21 protein-coding genes, 1 pseudogene and 1 riboswitch are annotated in these 24,677 nt (G+C 37.8%); of the genes and pseudogenes, 2 read left to right on the forward strand and 20 right to left on the reverse strand.

The window, feature by feature from the left end; all coding sequences use genetic code 11:
* Window positions 1-48: 48 nt before the first annotated feature.
* The 13 genes from C9J29_RS13510 to C9J29_RS13570 all read right to left on the reverse strand — a co-directional run bounded on the left by C9J29_RS13510 (window position 49) and on the right by C9J29_RS13570 (window position 13,703).
* Entirely contained in the window at window positions 49-1,791 is a 1,743-nt protein-coding gene (locus C9J29_RS13510; RefSeq protein ID WP_107922315.1) for a methyl-accepting chemotaxis protein, read from the reverse strand.
* A 214-nt stretch (window positions 1,792-2,005) separates the two neighbouring features.
* Window positions 2,006-3,754, reverse strand: a complete 1,749-nt coding sequence (locus C9J29_RS13515) for a methyl-accepting chemotaxis protein (RefSeq protein ID WP_089985792.1) — start codon at window positions 3,752-3,754, stop codon at window positions 2,006-2,008.
* A gap of 76 nt (window positions 3,755-3,830) precedes the next feature.
* Window positions 3,831-5,126 carry an arsenic transporter gene (locus C9J29_RS13520; protein ID WP_008175213.1) on the reverse strand — a complete coding sequence of 432 codons (1,296 nt, stop codon included), beginning with the start codon at window positions 5,124-5,126 and terminating at the stop codon, window positions 3,831-3,833.
* Between the two features lie 70 nt (window positions 5,127-5,196).
* A complete protein-coding gene (locus tag C9J29_RS13525) occupies window positions 5,197-5,916 on the reverse strand; it encodes a YebC/PmpR family DNA-binding transcriptional regulator (RefSeq protein WP_008175214.1) in 720 nt (239 codons plus the stop codon).
* A gap of 203 nt (window positions 5,917-6,119) precedes the next feature.
* Window positions 6,120-6,581: a low molecular weight protein-tyrosine-phosphatase gene (locus C9J29_RS13530; RefSeq protein WP_008175216.1), complete on the reverse strand. Its 462-nt coding sequence runs from the start codon at window positions 6,579-6,581 to the stop codon at window positions 6,120-6,122.
* A 61-nt stretch (window positions 6,582-6,642) separates the two neighbouring features.
* The gene (locus C9J29_RS13535) at window positions 6,643-7,245 is read right to left on the reverse strand and encodes a lysophospholipid acyltransferase family protein (protein WP_036121211.1); all 603 of its coding nucleotides are present in this window, start codon (window positions 7,243-7,245) and stop codon (window positions 6,643-6,645) included.
* A gap of 79 nt (window positions 7,246-7,324) precedes the next feature.
* Window positions 7,325-8,158: a putative RNA methyltransferase gene (locus tag C9J29_RS13540; protein ID WP_107922316.1), complete on the reverse strand. Its 834-nt coding sequence runs from the start codon at window positions 8,156-8,158 to the stop codon at window positions 7,325-7,327.
* Between the two features lie 2 nt (window positions 8,159-8,160).
* Window positions 8,161-9,528 carry an MATE family efflux transporter gene (locus C9J29_RS13545; protein ID WP_043989914.1) on the reverse strand — a complete coding sequence of 456 codons (1,368 nt, stop codon included), beginning with the start codon at window positions 9,526-9,528 and terminating at the stop codon, window positions 8,161-8,163.
* Window positions 9,529-9,663: 135 nt separating this feature from the next.
* Window positions 9,664-10,428 (reverse strand): tyrosine-protein phosphatase, encoded by a 765-nt coding sequence (locus C9J29_RS13550; RefSeq protein WP_089985794.1) that lies wholly within the window; start codon window positions 10,426-10,428, stop codon window positions 9,664-9,666.
* A 135-nt stretch (window positions 10,429-10,563) separates the two neighbouring features.
* Complete coding sequence (locus C9J29_RS13555) at window positions 10,564-11,514, reverse strand: ABC transporter substrate-binding protein (RefSeq protein WP_089985795.1); 951 nt, start codon at window positions 11,512-11,514, stop codon at window positions 10,564-10,566.
* Window positions 11,498-12,055 carry a hypothetical protein gene (locus C9J29_RS13560; RefSeq protein WP_107922317.1) on the reverse strand — a complete coding sequence of 186 codons (558 nt, stop codon included), beginning with the start codon at window positions 12,053-12,055 and terminating at the stop codon, window positions 11,498-11,500. Before C9J29_RS13560 ends, C9J29_RS13555 begins: the two co-directional genes overlap by 17 nt.
* Window positions 12,056-12,216: 161 nt before the next feature.
* Window positions 12,217-12,415: riboswitch (cobalamin riboswitch) on the reverse strand.
* 102 nt (window positions 12,416-12,517) lie between these two features.
* Window positions 12,518-13,063 (reverse strand): glutathione peroxidase, encoded by a 546-nt coding sequence (locus C9J29_RS13565; RefSeq protein ID WP_107922318.1) that lies wholly within the window; start codon window positions 13,061-13,063, stop codon window positions 12,518-12,520.
* Window positions 13,064-13,151: 88 nt separating this feature from the next.
* Window positions 13,152-13,703, reverse strand: coding sequence for a hypothetical protein (locus C9J29_RS13570; protein ID WP_008175231.1), 552 nt, complete (start codon window positions 13,701-13,703; stop codon window positions 13,152-13,154).
* Window positions 13,704-13,792: 89 nt separating this feature from the next.
* On the opposite strand from C9J29_RS13570, the gene ytvI reads away from it, so the two are divergent.
* Window positions 13,793-14,851 (forward strand): sporulation integral membrane protein YtvI, encoded by a 1,059-nt coding sequence (ytvI, locus tag C9J29_RS13575; RefSeq protein WP_089985798.1) that lies wholly within the window; start codon window positions 13,793-13,795, stop codon window positions 14,849-14,851.
* 84 nt (window positions 14,852-14,935) lie between these two features.
* On the opposite strand, the gene C9J29_RS13580 is transcribed toward ytvI, so the two are convergent.
* Together C9J29_RS13580 and C9J29_RS13585 are read right to left on the reverse strand one after the other, a co-directional pair.
* Window positions 14,936-16,078: a C40 family peptidase gene (locus C9J29_RS13580; protein ID WP_237068841.1), complete on the reverse strand. Its 1,143-nt coding sequence runs from the start codon at window positions 16,076-16,078 to the stop codon at window positions 14,936-14,938.
* A gap of 349 nt (window positions 16,079-16,427) precedes the next feature.
* Window positions 16,428-18,415 (reverse strand): annotated as a pseudogene (locus C9J29_RS13585) (ABC1 kinase family protein).
* Between the two features lie 248 nt (window positions 18,416-18,663).
* Between C9J29_RS13585 and C9J29_RS13590 the strand changes: the two are divergent.
* Window positions 18,664-20,358: an FAD-dependent oxidoreductase gene (locus C9J29_RS13590; protein WP_089985800.1), complete on the forward strand. Its 1,695-nt coding sequence runs from the start codon at window positions 18,664-18,666 to the stop codon at window positions 20,356-20,358.
* 36 nt (window positions 20,359-20,394) lie between these two features.
* Here C9J29_RS13590 and C9J29_RS13595 read toward each other — a convergent pair whose 3' ends face one another.
* The 5 genes from C9J29_RS13595 to C9J29_RS13615 form a co-directional block, all read right to left on the reverse strand.
* On the reverse strand, window positions 20,395-21,345 hold the full coding sequence (locus C9J29_RS13595; protein ID WP_008175239.1) for a c-type cytochrome: 951 nt from the start codon (window positions 21,343-21,345) through the stop codon (window positions 20,395-20,397).
* 231 nt (window positions 21,346-21,576) lie between these two features.
* On the reverse strand, window positions 21,577-22,281 hold the full coding sequence (locus tag C9J29_RS13600) for a DsbA family oxidoreductase (protein WP_089985801.1): 705 nt from the start codon (window positions 22,279-22,281) through the stop codon (window positions 21,577-21,579).
* Window positions 22,282-22,283: 2 nt separating this feature from the next.
* Window positions 22,284-23,069, reverse strand: a complete 786-nt coding sequence (locus C9J29_RS13605) for a sulfite exporter TauE/SafE family protein (protein WP_089985802.1) — start codon at window positions 23,067-23,069, stop codon at window positions 22,284-22,286.
* A gap of 68 nt (window positions 23,070-23,137) precedes the next feature.
* Window positions 23,138-23,365: a sulfurtransferase TusA family protein gene (locus C9J29_RS13610; protein ID WP_043989918.1), complete on the reverse strand. Its 228-nt coding sequence runs from the start codon at window positions 23,363-23,365 to the stop codon at window positions 23,138-23,140.
* Between the two features lie 145 nt (window positions 23,366-23,510).
* Window positions 23,511-24,638: an MBL fold metallo-hydrolase gene (locus C9J29_RS13615; protein ID WP_089985803.1), complete on the reverse strand. Its 1,128-nt coding sequence runs from the start codon at window positions 24,636-24,638 to the stop codon at window positions 23,511-23,513.
* Window positions 24,639-24,677: the final 39 nt, after the last annotated feature.

The following is a 24,677-nucleotide window of genomic DNA, read 5'->3' on the forward strand; positions in this document are numbered from 1 at the left end:
GTGACTACAGAAAAAAGGATGCTTGATTACCAAGCACCCTCAATAATTTTATCTTAAAATAAAGCGTTTAATGGATTCCTGTAACGCTGTAATCTCATCTGTTAAATCATTGGAAGATTCACTAATAAGCTGAATCGCTAGTTGTTGCTCATCTACCGATGCTGTCACCTCTTCAGAAGCAGCGGCATTTTTTTCACTGATCATTGCAATACTTTCAATGGATTTCATCATATCATTCTTAGCGCTATTTACATATTTTACGCCATCGGTCATATCACCAATAATTAAAATGATCTTTTCCACAGCCATTTTGATTTCTTTGAAGGAAGACTCTGTTACCATGACAGAATCATTTTGTTGACTTACAATGACGTGAGTTTTCTGCATTTCATCATTGACTAAATTTGTTTCACTCTCAATCCCCTTTAAGGTAGTGCGAACTAGCTCAGTTGCTACGGATGTTTGATCAGCTAGCTTTCGTACTTCCTCTGCGACCACAGCAAATCCTTTGCCTTGTTCACCTGCTCGTGCAGCCTCAATAGATGCATTTAGAGCCAGGAGATTGGTTTGATCAGAGATCTCTGTAATTGTCCCTACAATGCCTTCTATTTCACGTACCTTCACAATTAAACTCCCAAAAACGGACTGAATATTCTGAATAAGCATTGAAGATTCCTGCGACTTATCCTTTAAACTAGCGATATTAACGATACCCTCTTCATTTGATTTTTGCATATCTTGTGATGCATCTAGCATTAATTCATTTTTATCGTGCAATCCTTCAATTTGTTGAGCAAACTCAGTAGCTGTTCGATTTGTATCTTCCGCCTCTGCTGCTTGTTTTACGGCGCCATTCGATACTTCATTAATAGCTTTAACGATTTCATCGCCATAAGCATTTGTTTCTTCAGCAACCGCGGTTAAATTTGACGATGTCGATTGAATTTCTACAATTGCTTCTTCTACATCTGAAATTAGTGTTTTTAATTGATCAACCATTTCATTGAAGCCCTCATTTAACTGGCCAATTTCATCTGTACGCTGTAAATGCTCAATATCTACAGTTAAATTACCCTTTGCTACTTCACGTACGCGTTGGGATAATTTTTTGACTGGTAATGCCAAATGCCTAGATACTAAAATAACAACCATAACACCTATGATAATAGCACCCGCTAACGTCAAACCAATGACTAATAGTAACGAGTTTGCCTCTGCATTAAAATCCTGCATATATGTACCTGATGCAATAATCCATCCCCAATGTGGATCTTTTGCTGAATAAATAATTTTATCCGCCAATACATTCTGGCCTGGTAGCTCAAATTCGTATTTAGTAAAACCACCCCCATCCAATGCTCGGTCAGTTACTTCCCGAATAAAGTAATTTCCACTACTATCTTGATCGTTCCAAAGATTGTCACCTTCTCGAGTAGGGTGTGTTGTTAATGTTCCCTTATCATCTAATACATAGATATAGCCGTATTCCCCCAAGTCACCTGGATAATTAATCGGCCGCTTCCCTTCACTATCCTTAGGTCCCAAGAAAGCCTCGCGTACCCGTTCCTGCGCTACATCTAAAGGTATATCTCCCTTTTCAACACTTTCATTGGCAAGTTCAATTATTTGCAAAGCAGATTGAACACTATTATAAATTACTTGCTCTCCTATATCCTCCATACCATTCTTGGCCTTACTATAACTAACCACGCCAATTATTAAACTTGGAATAATTAGTAGTGCCAATGAAATAACGACTAGTTTCCCCTGTATCGAACGTAAAAACCTCATACTTTAGCCCCCCTTATTCTTCTCGTTCAAAGAGTATATTAACTTATATTATGTTATGATTTGGAAGTTTCCGCAATGGATAAAACGCAAATTAATTCCCCTATTCGGTTTATTTCGATAAATACATATCATTATATTTTTATTTTTCTCCAACTAGCGTAAAAAAACTATTTTTCTACAAGACTTCTTCTCATAGAAAAATAGTTTACAATGATCATAATTTGAACGTATTGATTGTTTCAGTTACCTCTTTAGATGTTTGATCTAACAACGCTACAACTTCATTTAATTCTGAAACCCTTGTTACTTGTAAGTCAGAAGCCATTGCTACTTCTTTTGTTCCTTGCACATTATGCTGAGCAATATCATTCATCTGTTCTGTAGTAGCTAATATTTCTTCAGAGCCCGCTGACATTTCTTCAATGACAGCTGAATCATCCTGAATCTTATTGTTTACCTCAACAACTGATTCTAATATTTGTTCTAGGCTTTCACCAATACGTTGTACAGCCCTATTACCTGCTTGTACATCTACCGCACTACCAGACATTTCATGTAATGCTCGTTCTGTAATGGTCTTAAAGCTTTTCAGATGTGTATGTATTTCATCCGCTGATGCTTTAGACAGTTCAGCAAGCTTCCTTACTTCATCTGCAACGACTGCAAACCCCTTACCAGCTTCCCCCGCCCTCGCCGCCTCTATCGCCGCATTTAATGCCAGTAAGTTGGTTTGGTCAGCAATGCTCGTAATAATTGTTACCATCTCTTCAATAGAGCCGAATCGATCTCCCATTTCCTCAACATGTTTAGCCGTTCGTAAAACGGAGGATTCCACGTTTTGAATTTGAGATACGACCTCTTGAGAATGATTCACGCTAGTTTCCACTAGGCCCGTCATCGTTGAGGATGATTCAGCAATCTCAGAAGTTGTATCAGCCAGTCGTTGAATACCTATCGACATTTCATTCATCGTTAAGACAACTTCTTGATTGTTTTGCTGTTGCTGCTCACTACCAGCAGCGATTTCAACTATACGATCAGCAATTTGAGCATTTGATGTTTCAACATGTTGTGTAGTTTCATCAATCTTTTTCACAACGCTTTGTAAGGCGAATGTTTGTTGCTGAATGGTTTGGAATGTTTCTTTTAATTTTTGTAAGGACTCCTGAAAGGCTCGTGCAAACATAGAAATTTCATTTTTCCCTCTTAGCTGGATTTTTTCAACCTCCATTGTTGCCTTCGCGATATCCCCTTGTGCAAAACTTGACACCGCGTCCCCTAAATTTGCCAATGGCTTTAGTGCTTGATTTATGTAACGGTACATTATAAACATAACAATTCCTGTTAAAACTAACATTACTATAATTAATGCTGGCAAAATGGCTATCAATACAGCATTCGTTACACCGCTTACCTCGTTAGCCTCTATATCTACCCCTATAAACGCCACAATATTTCCTGATGCATCCTTTAATGGTACTGTACCAGACAAATAATCCCCAAAACCGCTATGTAAAATATTAGAGTAATAACTTCCTGTATCCATTACTTTTTCAATATCTTTATATAATGTAGAAGAAGACTCCTCTCCTATAACACCTGCATTTTCTTGGTCATCTGCTGGCATACCATCCACTAAAAATCGAACTTTTTGATCTTCCTGTGGAACGGCAAAAGTATAGGCATACAGGACCCCATTTATTTCACGCAATTCATTCAGTTCTTCTCTTAGCTGCCAATATAAATTTGATTCCCTTGGGTCCTTTGATAGTTGTTCATAGTCCTCTGGGTTTAATTGTTTCGCAATGTTTTCTGCTACCGCGACAGCCTGTGCACCCATTGTTTTATTAACGGATGATTTCGCTGTGTAGATCATTGTGACAATAAAAAATGCTAACAAAGCTACTAACATAACAAATGACATCAACACGATTCTATTACTTAATTTACCTGGTACTCGCATGCTTACCTCCTTTAACATACTACTAAGTTAATCTATTAACTATTGTACTATTATTTGCACTATTTCGACAATAAAACTATGCTAATAACGATATCCAAATAACTAAAGCAATTAAAGTAGCGAATAATGTCGGAACTGTAAGAATTATGCCGAACTTAAAATATTGCCCCCAGCTAATTTTAATCCCTTTTTGAGCTAAAATATGAAGCCATATTAATGTCGCAAGTGAACCGATTGGAGTCATCTTTGGGCCAAGATTAGTACCAATTATGTTGGCATAAATGAGTCCCTCTTTCATCATGCCTGTTGCGCTTGTTTCAGAGATTGCTAATGCATCAATCATGACTGTTGGTAGATTGTTCATGACTGCTGATAAAACGGCAGCTACAAATCCCATAGTCATGGTCGCTACAACGAATCCTTGCTGCACAGCATGTTCTAGTAAACTAGCTAGTATACCTGTCATCCCTACATTTTTCAGGCCGTAAACAACCACATACATACCAATGGAAAAGAACACTATATTCCATGGTGCCCCTTTGACAACTCTCTTTGTATCTACAAAAGAACTACGATTTGCCAGCCATAAGAAAATAGCGGCTACACTACATAAAATAAATGACACTGGAACGTGGAACATTTCGCCGATTACAAATCCCACTAGTAAAATTACTATTACATACCAAGATATCGCAAATAACTTCGGGTCTCTAATCGCCTGCTTAGGTTGTTCAACTGCATCGAGAGAATAGCACTGTGGTATGGAACGACGAAAAACCACATACAGTACAGCTATACTTGCAATTAAAGAAAAGAAGTTCGGTACAACCATATGAATCGCATAATCCATAAAGCCAATCTCAAAAAAATCTGCTGATACAATATTTGTTAAATTACTAATAACAAAGGGTAAGGATGTTGTATCTGCTATAAAGCCACTAGCAATAATAAATGGGAAAATCATTTTTTCCGTCATATTCAGTTTTCTAACCATTGCTAAAACAATTGGCGTTAATATTAACGCCGCCCCATCGTTAGCGAATAGCGCTGATACTATCGCTCCTAAGCAAGCAATATAAACAAATAAACGTATACCACTTCCTTTAGCAAGTCGTGCCATATGCAGGGCAGCCCATTCAAAAAAGCCAATTTCATCTAAAATTAGGGAAATTAAAATAATACCAATAAACGATAAAGTAGCATTCCAAACGATTCCTGTTACTTCCAGTACATCCTGCCATGTAACTACTCCAATTATGAGTGCGATGGCGGCTCCTATACAGGCTGACCAACCAATCGATAATTTACGTGGCTGTACAATAACAAAAAATAAAGTCACTAAAAACAAAATAATCGCTAATGCAGTCTGCATGATTTTCCTCCCTAATTAAAAACCAGTAGCTTTATGTGCTACTGGTTTACTCAATCAATAATATATTGGATTATTCACCTAAATCAGCATTGTGGAAGACATTTTGAACATCTTCTAAATCTTCTAATGCATCGATTAATTTTTCGAACTTTGCAACATCGTCGCCAGTTAATGTTACTTCAGTCTGCGGTAGCATAGAAAGCTCAGCTACTGTGAATTCTTGTATGCCAGCAGCCTTTAATGCCTCTTGTGTAGCAAAGAATTGATCCGGTTCTGCATAAATAATAACCGCTTCCTCTTCTTCCAGAATATCACGAGCATCTACATCTGCTTCCATTAAAATTTCTAGTACTTCATCAGCTGTTTTACCTTCTAAACCGATAACTGCAGTAGAATCGAACATATACGCAACAGATCCACTAACACCCATATTTCCGTTATTCTTACCAAATGCTGCGCGCACATCAGATGCTGTACGATTTACATTGTTTGTTAAAGCATCTACGATAATCATTGTGCCGGCTGGACCAAAACCTTCATAACGTAATTCATCAAAGTTTTCGTCACCGCCACCTTTTGCTTTATCGATGGCTTTTTCTATAATATGCTTAGGAACACTATATGTTTTTGCACGTTCAAGCACCACTTTAAGTGCACGGTTTGACTCTGGATCTGGTTCGCCTGATTTAGCTGCCACATAAATTTCTCGCCCAAATTTAGCATTGATACGACTAGTGCTTTGATCTTTAGACGCTTTCTTTTCTTTAATGTTATTCCACTTACGACCCATTGTTTCCACTCTCTTTCAAAGGATAGATTTATAAAAAAATAATAGATATGCAGTTGCACATCTTAAAATGGTAATTAAATACTTATCGTATCTTTACTCTGCAAATAATAACATAATGATGCTTACAAAGCTAGATATACCAATGTTTATGCTTGTTTTTTCTGTAGCAATAGCTGTAAAAATTTACGCTATTTAGCATCCTTCTATAACCATTCCTCTTTAATTTTATCTAGTAATGCCGTACAGCCTTCTAGCACTAAATCATAGGTTTCTTGAAAATCCCCTGTGTAATAAGGATCAGGAACGTCTTTACGATGTTCTGTTAAATCTAAAAAACGAAAAATCTTTGGTGAAGTAGGATTTCCTAAGATCGTTCTGATATTGCGAATATTGCTCTCATCCATACCAATAATGTATGTGAATCTTTCTACATCAGCCTTTTGTAGCTGTCGACCTACCATTCCTATTGTAGAAATACCATATTCTCTAAGCTTATCCTGTGTGCCTCGGTGAGGAGGTTCATCGATATGCCATGAGCTTGTTGCGGCAGAATCCACAGCAATTTTATCGTCTAAACCCTCTTTTCTCACCAGCTCTCGCATAACCGCCTCCGCCATTGGCGAGCGACAAATATTGCCTAAGCAAACAAAAAGTACTTGAATCATTACGATAATCCTCCTACAACAAAGCACCCAAAATCAATACGATTCTGAGTGCCACTTCATTTTATTTTACTGCAATACGATTTTCCAATTCTTCTGTTAAAGCGACTAGTTCACGTTCAAGGTGTTGAGTAAATTGCTCCCGACCTTCTTTTCCTTTACCCGTTACATAAAACGGCTCGCCATAAATTAAATAGCCTTTACCGCGCTTCATGACATCTCCAGCATTACGTGCACCAACGTAGGCTGCTGGAACAATTTGCGCCTTTGCCAATTGAGCGATTGTAATGGCTCCTTGCTTTAAGTCCGTTCCTTCTGAATTACGTGTTCCAGATGGGAATATCCCCACTACTTTTCCTTCTTTCAATAACTGTGAGGGAATTTTAATAACGCTCGGACCAGGATTATCACGGTCCACTGGGAAGGCGTTTAAATGTTCAATAAGCCAGCCAAGACCCTTCATTTCAAATAATTGCTTCTTCGCCATAAAGTGAATTTCTTGAGGGTACATGGCAACGCCGAGGTTTAAAATATCTACATAGCCTGTATGCGTACAAGCTATAATATATCCACCTTCTTTTGGCAAGTTTTCCTCACCATACACACGAGCCTTCGAACCCATAAGTTTTAATATTACTTTAACAATATTTGCTACTAATTTATACACTGTCACATTCCTACCTTATTCAATAGTTATTCCCATTGTAATCGAAAAGACTAGTATACTGCAATTGTAGGTGACCATCTTACATCTTTCCAACCAATAGATCTACATCAATCGTAATTTCACTTAATACAATGTCTGTCTCATCTTTTTTATGCCAGCCCATCGGTGTCATCTCCAATAAAGCAGGGACAAGCTCCTGAGCAAGTGGCAATGTATAAGTGACTCGTTCTATATTCACTTCGCCAAAACTATCTTGGAAACGAGCAACAATTTGTTCATTAGAATATGTTTCCTTACTCGAATCGGCATATAATTGAGCACGCAGCTCCTGTAAATAGCCGCTTTGTGGCACAACCTTCACCATACAGCCATTAGGCGCAAGAAGCCTTTTAAATTCTTCATAATTTGCCGGTGATAAAATATTTAAAATAGCGTCAAAGCTACCTTGTGCAAAAGGACTCTTAGCTAAATCGCCAACACACCAAATTTGCTGTGGATAATGTCGAGCCGCAGCCAAAATACCCTCTTTAGCTATATCAATACCGATGCCTACCCCATTCTTTTTCTCATTCATAATACGGGCTAAATGCGATCCCTCTCCACAGCCCGTATCGAGCACTGTATTCGCAGAGTTAATAAGCTCCCCAATCTTTGCTTCTACAACATCATAAATCCCACTATCAATAACAGCTTTGCGAGATTCAAAAAGATCTTTACTATATTTAGAAGTAGAGCCATGTGTCAGCATATTGACATAGCCCTGCTTGGCAATATCAAAAGAGTGATTGGCAGAACAAACGAGTCTCCCTTGCTCATAGACGTGCATAGATTGCTGACATAACGGACATGCAAAAAGCGCTATATGTTGATCGATCAATGCTGCACCTACTGCACGTTTAGATAGTGCTCCCATTGCTATTCCTCCTTCTGTTCATTCGGTGAAACGAGGGCAAAACGCTCCCACTTTCGGCTTTTCCATCTAAAGTATACGATAATTGCCCGTACCCATTCATCTGCAGAGATAGCTAACCAAATACCTACTAAACCCCAATCGAGGACAAATACAAAAAAGTAACCTAATGGGAGGCTCATACAAACCATCGACAGAAAACCGATTTTAACAGGGAACCTTGCGTCTCCTGAGGCACGTAAAGAGTTAATGACGACTATATTCATCGTCCGACCAGTTTCTAGCACTATACTTAATGCCAAGACAGATGCTCCGATAGCCATCACCTCGGGGTTATCTGTAAAAACATGCATAAGCTGCTTGCGGAAAATGGTCACTACACCAACCATAATAATGGTGAAAATAAATGCTGCTCGGACACTTGTCCACAGCTGATGATAAGCCTCATCCTTTTCTCCAGCACCTACATGCCTACCGATAATGATGGCCGTTCCTGTCCCAATCGCAATAGCGAATAAATAGGTAAACATTGATATGTTCATAGCATATTGTCTGGCTGCCAAAGTTTCTGCCCCTAAATATGTGGCATAATATAAAAATATGATCTGGCAAAACTGGTAAAGAACCTGCTCAAAGGCAGACGGTAAACCAATGTTTAAAATTTTTCTTACATATTCCTTGGAATACTCAAAGTAGTAGTGTAGCTTTACTCGTACTTCCATTACTTGATAAAGCAACCAGAAAAACACGATCATCGCTAATCCTCTACTAATCACTGAAGAGATGGCTGCACCTTTTACACCAAGCTCTGGTAAACCAAAATTCCCAAAGATCAGGCCGTAATTAAGGATAACATGCAGTACATTCATGCCAAGTGATACATACATCGTCTGTTTCGTCCAACCATGAACACGAATAATTGCAGCAAGGGCATTAATAATTGCTTGAAGGAAAATAAAACTCCCTATAATCACTAAATAACTTTGAGCATAATGAAGGACCTCACCTTGCAAGTTCATCATCGACATTAAATGACTAGCAAAGAAGAAAAATAGAACACTCATTATAAGGCCAACTGCCAAATTCATTGTGACTGCTAGAGCCGATATTTTAGCCGCTTCAAAAAACCGTTTCGAACCTAAATATTGTGATACAACGATGGACGCACCGTTGCCGACTACCTCAAGAATTAAAATAGCGATATGAATATATTGATTGGCTGCACCTACTCCTGACACAGCATTATCTGATAGAGCACTAAGCATAAAAGTATCGGCTAGTCCCATCAACATAAATAAAAACACTTCTAAAAAGATAGGCCATGTTAAATGGAATAGACTTAACTTAGTTGTTTCTTTTATTGTGTCTGCCAATACCTTCACTTCTCCTATACTTTTCTTAAAAATCTATTGTATCTTATCATAAATTTTCAGACTGTAAAGAGATTTATAGGAAGACAGCGCTTCCACATAAAAAATCCCTCTCACTAATTGTGAAAGGGATTTTATTTAGATTAAGCAATATGACTGTAATTGCTCACGCTTATCAGCCGTTAGACCAAACTCCTGCTCCAAAAAAGCTGTCTTTGAGCCATAACGATGATCCATAGCATCTAACGCTGCCTGTAAATAATCCTCACGAGCGGACATTAAAGCATAAAATTGCTGTAATTCTTGTTCATTATACTGGTGCTGGATCGTTTGAGCCATTCTTTCTACCATGGGACGCAAATGAATATTCGTATCTAAATAATCTTCCATAATGGTCTCTTCAGGTACGTCTAAAGCCAATAAAATAAGAGCTCCGCCAATTCCTGTTCGGTCTTTTCCAACTGCGCAATGATGGACTAGCCCTAAATTATCAGGGTTTTGTATAGTCATCATTAATTCTTTAAAAGAGGGATTATGAAAAGGCATTTGTGCATAAAAGTCCTTGAACATATCAGCGTTAACTACTTTATAAAACTCTCTACCACCTGTATTAGTTGGCATTTCAAAAGCATGCTTTCCCTTCGCAGGGATTTGAATATATCGAGTTTGTGGAAACACAGGATTAGGATTATGTTGTACTTCATTCGTGTCACGATAATCAAAAATTGTTTTAATACCTAATGTTTCAAATAATTCTTTATCTGTCGATGTCATTTTACCAAGTGCGGCAGAGCGATAAAATAAGCCATTTCTTATAACACGCCCATCCCTCGTTTGATATCCCCCCATATCTCGGAAATTATAAACGGCCTCAAACGGAATATTTTTTTGTATTTGCTTCACTGAACTACACCTCCCTATATTAATAAGCGTTCTTACCTTTATTCTATCGAACAAACTACATTAATACCAATTTTCACACTAGGTAATAAAATAAAAAATGCTAGCTGTAATAAACAACTAGCATTTTCTACGATCTTATTTATATAACTCTGGATACACAGCTTTAGCAACAAGCTCAACTGCTTCACCGATACGTGGACCTGGACGATTTGAGATATCTGTGTCAAGGGACTGAACTGCCTTGTTCTGAATAGCTGTTACCGTATTCCACCCATCACGAGCAAGGATTTCTCCAATTGGATTTTCTGTATAGTTGACTGTTGTTAAAATGACGTCTGGATTTCTCGCAATTACATCTTCCTCAGATATTTGCTTCCAGCCATCTAAATCTGCAAACACATTCTTTACATTTGCCGCATTTAATATTTCTTGTTGGAAAGTGCCAGAGCCTGCTGTATATATTTCTGGCTTTGGACTAATTTCTAAATAAACATTTTTTGGTGTTTTTACTTCCTTAATCTTTGTTTGCACATCAGCGATTTTTGCTTTAATTTCCTCGTTTAATGCCTTTCCTTTATCCTTAACATCCATAACAGCTGCAATTTGTTCGATATCTCCATATACATCATCAAATGTAGCCGCTGATTGAATAACAAATACTTTAATTCCTGCATCCTCGAGTGGCTTAAGTGCATCCTTCTCACCAATCGTATACGCAATAACAACATCTGGCTTTAACGCTAAAATTCGCTCACTGTTATAATTCACAGTATCAGAAACACGTTCGATTTTTTGGGCAGCTTCTGGATATGTATCATATTCAGTGGCACCTACAATTTTATCGCCAACCCCTAATGCAAATAGAATTTCTGTGTTACTTGGTTGTAAGGACACAACTGTTTTTGGTACTTCCTTAAACTCTATTTCTACACCACGATCATCGGTTACTTTGTAACTTGTTTGCTCAATTTTTTGTTCATCTTGGGTAACATTTTTATTTTTTGTATCTTCCGCAGTTCCACAACCTGCTAAAACGAGCGCTAGCAATAAAACCGATAGCCATTGTAAATTAAATAGTTTCTTCATTATTATTCACCTTTTTCTTTTTCATTGGATATGATTTACTCATAAACGGAATTTCAGCGATTCCAGCTTGTTGATTCGTATAGACAGCCATTACAAAACATACATTGGCTAATAAGCCTAAATAATCGAAGAGAATAGTCGGTACCTCTCGTTCTTCCGAAACCTTGTGTAAAGTTCGATATGATTTTTTCGCCTCACTACGACAAAGATGTAAAGCAGCAGCAGCCTCTGTTCCTTGAGGTAAAACAAAATTTTGAATCTCTTCCTTCACATGACTTACATAAAAATCATAGCGCTCACTTAACCAGGATAGATCCTCATCTGTAACTGCTAGCTTCCCACGAACCGAGCCATTCACATGATAAGCCATAGGTAAAATCTGTGTTAAATCATCTGCAACAACCTGGACATCCTCTTTCTTCACTCTAGCTAGTGCAGCCCCTAAATGCGTTGTTAAACTATCTGTGCGAATCTCAAAATCGACAGTTGAAGCCTTCTCTCGCATAAAAGGATAACAAGAATAACGTGCATCTTTTTTCAACCTGCTGTCCCCCTTTTCATAATGAAAATCCTTACTTTTTTAGAACATAAAAAAACGTCGCTCCTCACGCAAAGGAACGACTAAAATAACATAATGATTGTCATAGAAACACGACACTGCCTATGTATTTGCCGTATATCCTCCTAGCTTCCGAAGAGTTGTTATACGTTCAAATAAAGGTCGGTCTCCTGGCTTGTACAACGCTCCTATATAATTAAATAAGAGCTATAAAGAACCTTCCCATTTCCTATGAAACAGTGGTTCATCTTTATAATAGTTGTACTTACAGTTGCGGAAACAGCTTCGGCTTATACCGAATTCCCGATTATGCTAGCTAGCACCTTTATTCTGCAAGAATAATTCACTTGTAAAGCAGTTTATCATAGTTTGATAGGAAAAAATAGTTGCGTACAAAAATGATAGTCGTTTTAGAAGAATTTTCATTTCCATAAAATCACTCTACTATAATACTTTTTCAATTGCTTGCTCAATATCAAGCTGTGAGTCTGTAGGCTCAAAGCGAGCTATGGTTTTTCCGCTTGCATCTACTAGGAATTTAGTAAAATTCCAGCGAATATTACGACCATCTAAAAAGCTTGGAGCAAGTTGAACAATTGCCTCAGCAAGCATTTTCTCCTGCATGCTTGCTTTTCCGAATTCACGAAAATCAACTTCATGTTTTAAATAATTAAATAAAGGATGTGTCGTCTCACCATTTACTTGGACTAGTTCAAAAATGGGAAACGAAACTCCATAGTTGACCTTACAAAGATGGGCAGTTTCCTCTCCGTCTTCAGGATTTTGATGGCCAAACTGATCACAAGGAAATCCTAGAACGACAAAATTATTTTTGTCATATTTATCGTACATTTTTTGTAAGTCTTCAAATTGATATGTAAATCGGCATTGATTGGCCGTATTAACAATTAGCATCGTTTTCCCTCGAAAAGTTTCCATTGATAAAATTTCACCATTCGGCTTTCGTACTAAATAATTATAAATGCTCATTCCCTAACCCCTTTTGTCTTTTTCATATATTATAGTTGACTAATCTCCTAATAACCAAAGAGTTTGCACAAAAAACACCATCTCGTTACTAAGAACGGATGGCTGACTTATATTTCTTTTTATATTTAACATTTTGCTCTTCATTAATTAAGCGATGGGCTATGTCTAATAATTTAGGATCACTCGTTTGATCATATAATTTTTTTAAAGATACAATAATATCATAGCGAATGAGAGTAGGATGCTTTTCATCTAAACAGGTTTGAAATCTCTTGGCTAAATAAGATACGACTAAATCGCTTTGTACTTGACCTGCTAAACCAATTTTCCAAATAGCCTGTAATGTATGCCTTGCCGTGACGGGCTTTTCATCATAAGTCACAGCCCAAATCTTTAAAAAATCTTCTAATACTCTTTCTTCGGGATCACTTTTTGCAGCTAAAGCACATAAAATTTGTGCGGCAAGTGCACGTGCATGCCCATTTTTATATGTAAGCGCTTGTACAAGCTGTTCCCACACTGCATATGTCCAATCTACGGGCTCCTGCATAATTTTCATCAGTTCCTCGTAAGATTCATATTGAATATCTCGATCACGCTCTGTTAGATTACTAAAAAGTTGCAAAATCTCTTTTTCCATAATTTATCCCTACCTTTATTGTTTCAGAACGTCATAAAACTTGATTTATGTTACACTTAACTTAATTTTTTCGCAAAGAAGGTGAGTTTATGAATAAATTTAATGCTAGGAAATTGATTTTTCGATTGCTAGTGATTCTGTCCCTAATTATAGCCGCTTATTTTATTATTCCGGTATCTATGCCGTTAATATTAGCAGCTATCAGCGCATTTTTCCTTGAACCAATCGTCATGTTCTTTAAAAGGCGCTGGAAAATGTCTCGAAAAATTGCAGTTGCCTTTATATACATAGTGAGTGTCATTATAATTTCCATTATTTGCTATATTTCAATTACGCAGATCATGACGCAAATAATTTTATTGTCTAAGCAAGCTCCCTATTATATTTCCAAGCTATCAGATATGTGGCTTCATATGCAAGAAAATATTTCTAAATACACGGAAGACTTTCCACCCGAAGTAAGTACTTCGCTTCAAAAAACCACAATGGATTTCATAAAGAAAATTGAAGAAACGTTTTTAAGCTTCTTTAATTATAGCAAAGTTTCAGCCTTCTTTTCAGAGATTCCAAGTCTATTTATCAGTCTTCTCGTCTATATGATTGCCCTATTCCTATTTATGCTAGATCTGCCGAAATTGAAGCGCATTACTTATAAGTATTTAAAGCCAAACACAGCAAAGAAAATAAAAATTATTTTAAACCGTTTAAAGGATGCAACATTCGGCTATATGAAAGCACATTTATTTGTAAGCTTCATTATTGGAGGCGTTACACTTATTGGACTTTTATTAATCCAGCCTAAATATGCCATAACCATGACCATTATTATTTGGCTAATAGATATTGTCCCTTTTTTAGGCTCCATCATTATTTTAGCACCATGGGGGCTTTATCACCTTTTAATGGGAAACACATCTATTGCTGTAAAATTATTCATCTTAGCTGCTATTTTACTCATTATTCGTCGTGTAGTCGAGCCTAAACTAATGGGTGAGCATATTGGGTTATCAACTTTACCAACATTAATTGCCATGTTTATTGGTCTACAGTTATTTGGTATTATCGGTTTACTTGTCGGGCCATTTGTCATTATTTTCTTTATCGCCTTAAAGGAAACAGGCATCATAAAAGTAAATTTCAAAATTTGATACCAATAAAAAAGGTCATCTTTGTATTTTTCCCTTACAAAGATGACCTTTTTATCATGTTAATCGTCTATATAATATAGAGGCTTATTGAATTCGACCAAAGCCTACTAAATATTGATTCCACCAATCAAGTGATTCAATGACAACACCATTATTTTGAGCATCAATCATTGTGTTATTACCTAAGTAGATACCTACATGCGCTACACCTGAGCCATAGCTAAAGAATACTAAGTCACCAACGCGTGCTTCCCCAGCAGAAATACGTTGTGTTGCTAAATATTGTTGAGATGCAGTACGTGGTAAAGAAACGCCTGCTTGTTTATAAGACCATTGTACAAGACCTGAGCAGTCAAACCCTGAAGTTGGGTTACTACCACCCCAAACATATGGACGACCAAGGAATTGTTTTGCTGTAGAAATAGCATCACCTGAAGAGGCAGTACCAGCGCCTGAACCAACGATAATTTTTTGTGGTTGTTGACCATCACCATCACTGTTATTTTGAGTAGCTTGTACTACTGGCGTTGCTGCTTGAAGAGCACGTAAACGAGCCGCTTCTTCTTCAGCTGCCTTACGTTCAGCTTCTAAACGTTCTTCTTCCTGTTTTGTTGCAATTTGAGCTTTTAGGGCTAATGATTTTGCTTCATTTTCAGCCTTTTTCACTTCCATTTCGCTTTCCTTTTGTTGAAGCTCTTGGAATTGCTTTTGAAGCTCTTTCTGTTTTTCATCTAGAATGGCTTTTTGTTGCTCTAAGCTCGCTTTGTCAGCTTCTTGTTGATCCACTAATTCTTGGTCAGCATCCATTAATGTTTTAACCGCTACGACACGGTCCATTAAATCAGCAAAGCTTTTTGCTTCAAGAACTACATTTAAATAAACACCCACTGTATTGTCTTGTGCTTGGTATGCAGCCATACGTTCACTTAAGATTTTAGAACGTTGCTCAATACGTTTTTTTGTTTCAACAATACTAGCATCCACTTCTTTAATTTCCGCTTGTACTTGTTTACAAACTTTTACTTTTTCGTCGATCTCTTTTTGTAAATTCGTTAGTTCTTCTTGTAATTTTTTAACCTGTGCATCTATTTCAGCCTTTTTCTCAATCATTTGTTGAGAAGTTTCTTCAGCATGTACTTCTGTTGGTTGAATTGTATTAAATAATAAGCCGCCTGCTAGTGCTAAAGCGAGCACCATCGACTTACGCCATTTATTGCGCTTACCCACGTACCTTCAATTCCCTTCATTTATCAATTTCGCTCTGAATACTCTATGTAATCTGTTGAACGATCCTATATTTAATCAATTGTTCTTATATATTTGTTTTAGCCTTTTAAAGTTTAGCATTTTCAGCATAACTTTTATACTATTTCCTATCTATTTAATACATTAGTAAAACTCGAAACATTCCTGTAACATTCGCGTAAAATTCCAATTATTCTACAATGTACTTATATATTCTACACAAGTCTGTTATTAGCTAATTCGACAATAGTCACATGACCTACTTTGTAATGTTTTTGTAATATTACTTGGAAATGTTTCAAAAAAAAAGAGGTAGGGGAATAATCCCTACCTACTGCTTCATGGAACGCAATGCCTGTATCGATAACCTTACTAACAAAATTGCACATAAAAATAAACCTAAATAAGCAGCTGTGTTTAAATACACTGCATAAGAATCGTGGATAAATTGTGAGATTGCTAAAAGGGCAACAGAAATAATTCCAAATGTAATCCCTACTAAAAGCAATACAAATCGGGAAAACAAGTTGGTAATGAAGCGGGCATTATGCTCATCAGAGAATATATCGTGATGTAAAATAATTTTTCCGCTCTCTACACGCTGAATTAGTTGATCCACTCTTCTTGGCATTTTACGCAAAGTTGGTATCAGCATAGATAATTCCTCTTGCAGCCGTTCTTTTGTAGCCATTGGTTCTTTAAATGGTTTTAGGAAGGAAGCACGCATATATGTAGCAGAGAAATCCTTAGCTTCCGTAAAAATATCAAAACGTGAATCAATTACCCTTAATGTTCCATCTAATGTCACCAACGAGCGGAGTGCTAAACCTACCGCTGGGTAAAAGGCTAGCCCAAAATCCCGCACCACTGTAAATAAAGCATGTATTAATTCTTCTGTTGGTATGCGGTCAACATACGAGATTTTTAGTAAAATTTGATCGATTGCTTGTTCCATTCTTGCACGTTCCGCATGATCGGCATTTTCCACTAATAGTGTTAAGCCATCGTACAAGACACTGGAGTCATTGAGCTGAATACCCATTAAAAATAGCTTTAAGCCCTCTTGTTGTGTGGCACCCAATCTTCCAACTGCTCCAAAATCGAGCAATACGGGTGTACCATCCTTCTCATCAATGTGAATATTTCCCGGATGAGGATCAGCATGAAAAATACCTGAAAAAAGCATCTGTTCAAAAAAAGAATATAATATTGTTCTAGCAAATTGTCTGCGATCAATGGACAGACGATTGAATTCTGCCCCCCCATCCGCCACACTATGTCCACGAATATATTCCATCACTATAATATTTTCATTACTGTAAGCTGTATAAATTTTCGGAATGCGGACCTTATAATCACTTTTGGATAATGCGTTCTTTACCTGTAACGTATTACGTACCTCAATATCTAGATGAATCTCTTCACGTAGTCCATCTGCGAATCCACCAGCTAGCTCACGAAAGCCTAGTGACTCTGCCCATGTAGATTTGGATGAAAGCCAATTTGCAAATTCCTCTAAAATTTCAAGATCATCGCGCATAATCCCTTTTACTTCTGGACGGAGAAGCTTGACGACAACATCTTCATAATTTTTAAGCCGTGCTTTGTGCACCTGACCGATAGAGGCTGCTGCAATAGGCTCCATTTGAAATTGGCTAAATACTTCATCCATTGATCAGGAAGTGAGCGCTCCAAAATACTTGTCACTTGCTCTGCTGGTAAAGGCTTCACACGATGTTGTAGCCTCTCTAGCTCATCAATAAAGATGGGTGAAAATAATTCTTTACGTGTAGACAATACTTGTCCAAATTTAATGAAAATCCCACCACATTGCTCTAATGTTGCGCGCAATGCAATCGCCAGCTCTTTTTCGTTTTCACGTTGCCTTGCATATTTAATCGTTTGGACGACACCATTTGTAACTGCAATTTTTAAAACTTGTCGCAATCGTTTCTGCTGTCGCCAATAGCTCCGCAGCCGTAAGAGCAAAGATTTTTGACCATTTCGACGATCTCCAGTTGTAATACCACTTGGATCAAAGAGCTCAAAAACCAAATACAGCAACATAGAAATGAGTAGCATACTCCCAATCCAAATTAATGTGCTGACCTCTGTCACAGTTTGCATCATGGTTTCTGACAAAAAATCTGTATGACGTAAATAAGAGTACCAGTAAACAAAAGAGGTTAATGTCACACTAATGACGACTGAAAGCACTCTTCGTACAAAATTAATATTAGAGCCTATTAATCGTCCACTCACAATATAAATCAAACCCGATACTATAATGATTTGCATCAAAAATTTCAAAAAAATCAACAATGTCACCTCCAATGTCATTTCCATTTCCTACTACTGCTAGTATAGCAAATTTATACATTAACTTTCTTTCACAAGGAACACCTTAGAAAATTAATTAAGTCTTTCATCTTGAAAATATACCCATCAGGGTATATTATTTAGTTTGTAGTACTTATACTACATTATTTATTGATTTCAATAGCAAAACATATATTTAAAAGCTTTTATATACCCTTATATGTATTAATCAAAAGGAGTGTTGACCATTGAGTAAAAAATTTTTAATTGTTGGTGGCGTTGCAGGTGGAGCATCCACTGCCGCCCGCATTCGTCGTCTCGATGAAAAGGCAGAAATTATTATGTTTGAAAAAGGACCAAATGTTTCATTCTCCAACTGTTCTCTCCCCTTCCATTTAAGCGGGATTGTTGAAAATAGAGACAAATTGATCTTAATGACACCTCAAGCCTTTCAAACAAAATACAATATAGAGGCTCGTGTACAGCAAGAGGTTGTACGCATTAACCGAGAACAAAAAACCATTACCATTAAGAATTTAATAACGGGTAGAGATTATGAGGAAAGTTTCGATACATTAGTTCTATCACCAGGAGCAAGTCCCATCGTCCCTGACCTAGAGGGTATTCGTTCAAACCATGTCTTTACCATTAGAAACGTGGTAGATATTAACCGTTTAAATCAATACCTACAAACGGATCATGTACAGGATATTGCTGTGATCGGTGGAGGCTTCATTGGTGTAGAGGTAGCGGAAAATTTGAAGCTAGCGGGCTATAATGTCTCTTTAATTGAATTCGGCCAACAAATTATGGCCCCCTTTGATTATGATATGGTTCAAATATTGCACAAAGAAATGACCGATAAGGGGGTTCATGTTATTGTCAATGACGGTCTCGCAAGGGTTACTCCAAGTGATGTGACGTTAAATTCTGGCAAACAATTGAAAGCACAAGCCGTCGTATTAGCGATTGGCGTTCGTCCTGACATCCACTTAGCCAAAGAAGCCGGGCTAACTATCGGTGCACTCGGAGGCATTCAGGTTGATGCTAATTACGTGACATCCGATCCTTCCATATATGCTGTGGGCGATGCGATTGAAGTATTCCATCAGCTTACCCATAAACAGACACGACTTGCTTTAGCCGGCCCCGCTCAGCGACAAGCTCGTGCTGCAGCTAATCATATGTATAACATCCCTCATCACAATAAAGGGGTTATCGGATCTTCAAGTGTACAAATTTTCGACCTTGCCTGTGCTTCAACGGGTTTGAACGAAAAAACAGCTCTATCAAATGGCTTTCAGGCGAAAAGCGTTTATCTGATAGCTCCTGATAAAGTAGGCTTAATGCCGAATAGTAATCCACTTCACTTTAAGCTCGTTTATGAAACACCAACAGGTAAAATCCTTGGAGCCCAAGCTATAGGTAAAGGCAATGCAGATAAACGAATTGATGTAATAGCTACCCTCATCACAATGGGTGGTACTTTAGAAGATTTGAAGGAGCTGGAGCTATCCTACTCTCCAATGTTTAGCACTGCCCGCGATATTGTCAATTTAGCAGCTCTTGTAGCTCAAAATCAACTACATGGACACTACAAACAAATAAAAGTTGATGAAGTGCGAACACTCATTGAAAATGAAGCCTACTTCTTAGACGTACGCGAAAAGAATGAATTTGAATCTGGTCATCTCCTTCATGCACACAATATTCCTTTAAGTGAACTTCGAGAAAGAATGCACGAGGTACCTAATGATCAACCAGTGTATGTACATTGCCGATCCGGTCAGCGTAGCTATAATGCTGTTATGGCCCTTCAAAATAGCGGATTTTCTAACATCTTTAACGTAAGTGGGTCATTCCTCGGTATTAGCCTATATGAATATTTTACTGATTTCACAACAAACAGAGATAAAATTGTCACTGCTTATAATTTTCAATAATAGAAAAGGGATGCCCATAAACAGCATCCCTTTTCGTTAGTTTGTAGATAGCACCTTTTCCCAATCAATCGTACCATTTTTAACTTGTTCACGTTTTTCTTTAGTCATAATATCATTTGGTTTTCCGCCTTTTGGCCAATCTTTATCATGATTTGGCCATTCAGGTCGATCTTGGGATAAAATAAACGCTGCTAAATCAGCCGCTTCTTGATCTGTTAAAGTCCCTGTTGCACCTACTGGCATATTATTTTGAATATAGCCAGCCATTTTTGACATACGCGCCATACCTGCTCCATCATTAAAGGAATTATCACCCCATAATGCTGGACCAGTATTGGCACCAGTCCCAGAGCCATCAGCTGCATGACAAGCTATACAGGACTGACCATAAAGCTCCTCACCATTGTCAACATTTGGAGTCGGTACATTCTTCATATCACTAGTACCTGCCCATTCACGTTTTGCTCCAATTGGAACACCTTCAGAAATATATGCAAAATAAGCGACCATAGCCTCTAGCTCATCACTATTCATTTCGAATTTTTTACCATTCATACTACGAACCATACAACCGTTAATACGCTCTTCTATTGTAACTACACCACCAGAGCGTCCAATATATTGTGGATAATTAGCCATTACTCCTACTAATGATGATGCTTGCTCGTCATAGCCAGCACCAGCATGGCAGCTTGTGCATGATAATTGGTTCCCTACATATTCGTCCGCCGCAACATGTGTGTTATTAACAAGCTCATAGCCGTTTAAAATTGCATCCTTCATTGGTCCATCTGGCACTTCATCAATACTTGGTGGAGCATAGACAACTGACTGAGCAGCTGCTGTCGTTGGTAATTGCGTCTGCACTGTCGTTTCGTTCTCCTCCACAATCGAATCAACTGTAATTTTGTCACTAATAATGGTTGCTACAAAAATTGTGCCTACTAACAGTACTGTCCCTGCTACTCCTGCTACTATAGGTTTCATCTATAATACCCCCCTTTGTATACTCACTTATATTTTAGCAACATAACATTTTATTGGATGTGATTTTTCTCACACTACTGTAAAATAGAACCATTCAGATGATAAAAATGGATAAATTATCCACTAATTGTTGTACTACAACACCGAAATCACGACTTAATACCTCTTGTAGTATGTGGGTGAATCAAAAAAGTGCCGAGTACTTTAAGTACTCGACACTTATCCATCGGTTTACAGGTTACATGCACCATCCGTACACGTATCCTCACCATTTCCCATTAATTGAATCGTTGGCTGAATCCCCACTATTTTTGCTGTTTGATGTAATGTTCGCACAAAGACTTCATTTGGCTCTGCCCCTTTAATGCCATAACGATTTTCAAATACAAAGAATGGCACGCTTTGTATACCAAGTTGCTGTGCATCATATCGATCCTGATCTAAAGCCTCAAGAAAGACATTAGTAGCTAGAATGTCCTGCGCCCCCTCTATATCTAAACCTAATTTTGCAATCACCCTTAATAAAAAGGAATCATCATTCACATCTTCACCAGCCATAAAATAACCAGCCATTAGCGCTTCCGTATATGCCGATGCTTGGCCAAATTGCTGTGTCCATTTTGCTAATCGATGAGCTTTTTCTGTGTGAGCTGTTGTCATCAATTCAAAATTATAATTCAACCCAACTTCTGCAGCTCTTGATGCCATATTCTCTGTCATGTCATGTACTTCTTCACGCGTTGCGTTATACTTCATAGCCAAAGTGTCTAAAAAGGTTGGTGCATTTACTTTAGGCGTTTCTGGACCTATTTGAAAAGCCTTGTATTCAATTTCTACTTGTCCCGTATAGCCGCTTGTCTCAATCGCACGTTCCAATTCTCGCTTGGCAATATAACAAAACGGACAAGTAAAATCCGTGAAAACTTCAATTTTCATGGTTAGACCCCTCCAATAATATCTACCCAAATTTTAATGGCAGTCGCCAATATAAGCATTGCCAAAATGCCTTGCAAGCTTTTGGTATTTAATTTTTTTCCAGCTCTCGCACCAAGTGGGGCTGCTATAAGACTAGTAATGATCATAATGAGCGCGGGGAAATATTCAACTTGTCCGGTCATTAATTTCCCAACCATTCCCCCTATGGAGGAGATAAATGTAATTGCTAAACTAGTAGCAATGGTCATACGCGTAGGGATCCCTAAAACCACTAACATAATAGGGACTAATAAGAACCCACCACCTGCTCCCACAATACCTGATCCAATACCAACAACTACGGCCAATAAAATTGCCAATGTCTTATTAAATGTGATATCCTGCATCGGTTGATCATCAATTTGTTTTTTTGGAATAAACATCATGACTGCCGCTATTAAGGCTAGCACACCATAAACTATATTGATGCCTGACTCGGAAAAAAATTTGGAACCAAAACTACCAACAAAACTTCCTGTTAATATAGCACCCCCCATATAGATAATAAGTGATTTATTTAAAAATCCACCCTTGCGATATACCCATACACCCGCAATGGATGCAAAAAATACTTGTATGGCAATAATTCCGGATACCTCATGAGCCGAAAAGGCCATAAATCCTAATAATGGTGGAATATACAGTAGCATTGGGTAATTAATAATGGCACCACCGATACCTAACATCCCTGATACAAACGAACCGAGAAAACCAATTAAAAAGATCGTTAATATCCATGTAATATCCATGCATTCTTCCTCCTTTCCGAAAAGTGAAAGAAGGGTTGTTCTATTTAATAGACAACCCTCCATTAGCCTTAAGCTTTCTGAATTAAAAACGTGATGACACCAGCTTTTTCGGATTGATCTACGATATGATGACCCCCAGCTTTTGCCCAAGCAGGAATATCCGCTAAAGCCCCTTTATCTGTCACCTGAACTTCTAAAATTTCTCCTATATTTAATGTGTCTATCGCCTTTTTTGTTTTCACAATAGGCATTGGACACGAAAGACCTGTTGCATCTAATTGTAAATTTGATTTCATATTGATCCCCTTCAACACGGCAAAGATTGTAAGCGATTTGCCTGTTCTTCTTATTATTTTAGATTCATGAGGGATGAGCGCCTTCAATTTCTGGACGATCCACATTTTTAATACACAGACGTATCCATTGTACTTTTAATAAATTTCATCGAACAGCACAGCGATTTGGGCCGATTTCCATTTCCGTTTGTTGATCTGGCGAAGGCGTTATTTTCCCCATATTTACCTGACGAATTTCTTGATAGGCATTAGGTTGTGGTGGCAATTGATCTGTCACGACACGTTTAAATTCTACTTCATCATGAATATTCAAACCATGATTTTGTAAAAATAAATCCCCTAGTTGTTTCGCTACCGTCCCATCTTCATTAAGTTCATCAATGATCATAAAGTGAGCTGGTAACACGATAAGCTCTCTGGACAATTCTCGATAACGCTTATAAAGTGTATCTCGTAAATCTCCAACCCAGTCCTCAGCAAGGCCTGCTAAATCAGGACGTCCAATAGAATCGACAAATAAAATATCCCCTGTTAACAAATATTGGCTATCGACAACAAATGATGTAGAGCCAATTGTATGACCTGGTGAGTAGATAGCTCCTACATTTATTTTTGATGATCCAATTTGAACAGTCACCCCATCCACTAACGGTCTATATGAAAAGACAACCTCTTCTGCATCTTTCGGTGGCAAGTAATAGACCGCACCAGTTAACTCAGCTATATGGCGTCCACCTGAAATATGATCGGCATGTAAATGTGTATCAAAAACATGTGTAATCTTCACATTCTTCTGTTCGGCGAAATTGATAAATACATCTGTAAAGCGAACAGCATCAATGATAGCTGCCTCTCCTTCAGATATCACCATATAAGAAAGACAGCCCTTCCCTAAACGGACAAATTGATAAAGCTCTCCTCCGCCCGTTAATTCACCAATTTTAATAGGCTCTAAATATTCGCTCCAAGATTTCATACCGCCCGCTAAATAGGCAACATCTCGACCAGCTTCTGACAACATTTCAGCAACCATCAATGAGGATCCTTCCTTAGCACAAACAACTAGAATTTCTTTATTGGAGGGGATGTTCGGCAGGATCTCCTCAACACCATCTAACAGTTCAAAATATGGTACATTTAAATACTCAAATCGGTGACCATCAATTTTCCAGTCTTCAAACGCATCTGCATTACGAACATCTAAAATAAACAACTCTTCATTGTTAATGACCTTTTTAGCAATTTGTGAAGCGTTCCATTTCTGCATTGGCATATATATAACCCCCATAGGTATAATTTCGAAGTTTTTTAA

Source organism: Lysinibacillus fusiformis, assembly GCF_003049525.1.
GTDB classification, from domain to species: domain Bacteria; phylum Bacillota; class Bacilli; order Bacillales_A; family Planococcaceae; genus Lysinibacillus; species Lysinibacillus fusiformis.

Bases quoted from the DNA above. Each gene is read 5' to 3' on its own strand.
- C9J29_RS13510 (WP_107922315.1), bottom strand. From the start codon at position 1,791: ATGAGGTTTTTACGTTCGATACAGGGGAAACTAGTCGTTATTTCATTG.
- C9J29_RS13515 (WP_089985792.1), bottom strand. From the start codon at position 3,754: ATGCGAGTACCAGGTAAATTAAGTAATAGAATCGTGTTGATGTCATTT.
- C9J29_RS13520 (WP_008175213.1), bottom strand. From the start codon at position 5,126: ATGCAGACTGCATTAGCGATTATTTTGTTTTTAGTGACTTTATTTTTT.
- C9J29_RS13525 (WP_008175214.1), bottom strand. From the start codon at position 5,916: ATGGGTCGTAAGTGGAATAACATTAAAGAAAAGAAAGCGTCTAAAGAT.
- C9J29_RS13530 (WP_008175216.1), bottom strand. From the start codon at position 6,581: ATGATTCAAGTACTTTTTGTTTGCTTAGGCAATATTTGTCGCTCGCCA.
- C9J29_RS13540 (WP_107922316.1), bottom strand. From the start codon at position 8,158: ATGGGAGCACTATCTAAACGTGCAGTAGGTGCAGCATTGATCGATCAA.
- C9J29_RS13555 (WP_089985795.1), bottom strand. From the start codon at position 11,514: ATGAAGAAACTATTTAATTTACAATGGCTATCGGTTTTATTGCTAGCG.
- C9J29_RS13565 (WP_107922318.1), bottom strand. From the start codon at position 13,063: ATGAGCATTTATAATTATTTAGTACGAAAGCCGAATGGTGAAATTTTA.
- C9J29_RS13570 (WP_008175231.1), bottom strand. From the start codon at position 13,703: ATGGAAAAAGAGATTTTGCAACTTTTTAGTAATCTAACAGAGCGTGAT.
- ytvI (WP_089985798.1), top strand. From the start codon at position 13,793: ATGAATAAATTTAATGCTAGGAAATTGATTTTTCGATTGCTAGTGATT.
- C9J29_RS13595 (WP_008175239.1), bottom strand. From the start codon at position 21,345: ATGAAACCTATAGTAGCAGGAGTAGCAGGGACAGTACTGTTAGTAGGC.
- C9J29_RS13600 (WP_089985801.1), bottom strand. From the start codon at position 22,281: ATGAAAATTGAAGTTTTCACGGATTTTACTTGTCCGTTTTGTTATATT.
- C9J29_RS13605 (WP_089985802.1), bottom strand. From the start codon at position 23,069: ATGGATATTACATGGATATTAACGATCTTTTTAATTGGTTTTCTCGGT.
- C9J29_RS13610 (WP_043989918.1), bottom strand. From the start codon at position 23,365: ATGAAATCAAATTTACAATTAGATGCAACAGGTCTTTCGTGTCCAATG.
- C9J29_RS13615 (WP_089985803.1), bottom strand. From the start codon at position 24,638: ATGCCAATGCAGAAATGGAACGCTTCACAAATTGCTAAAAAGGTCATT.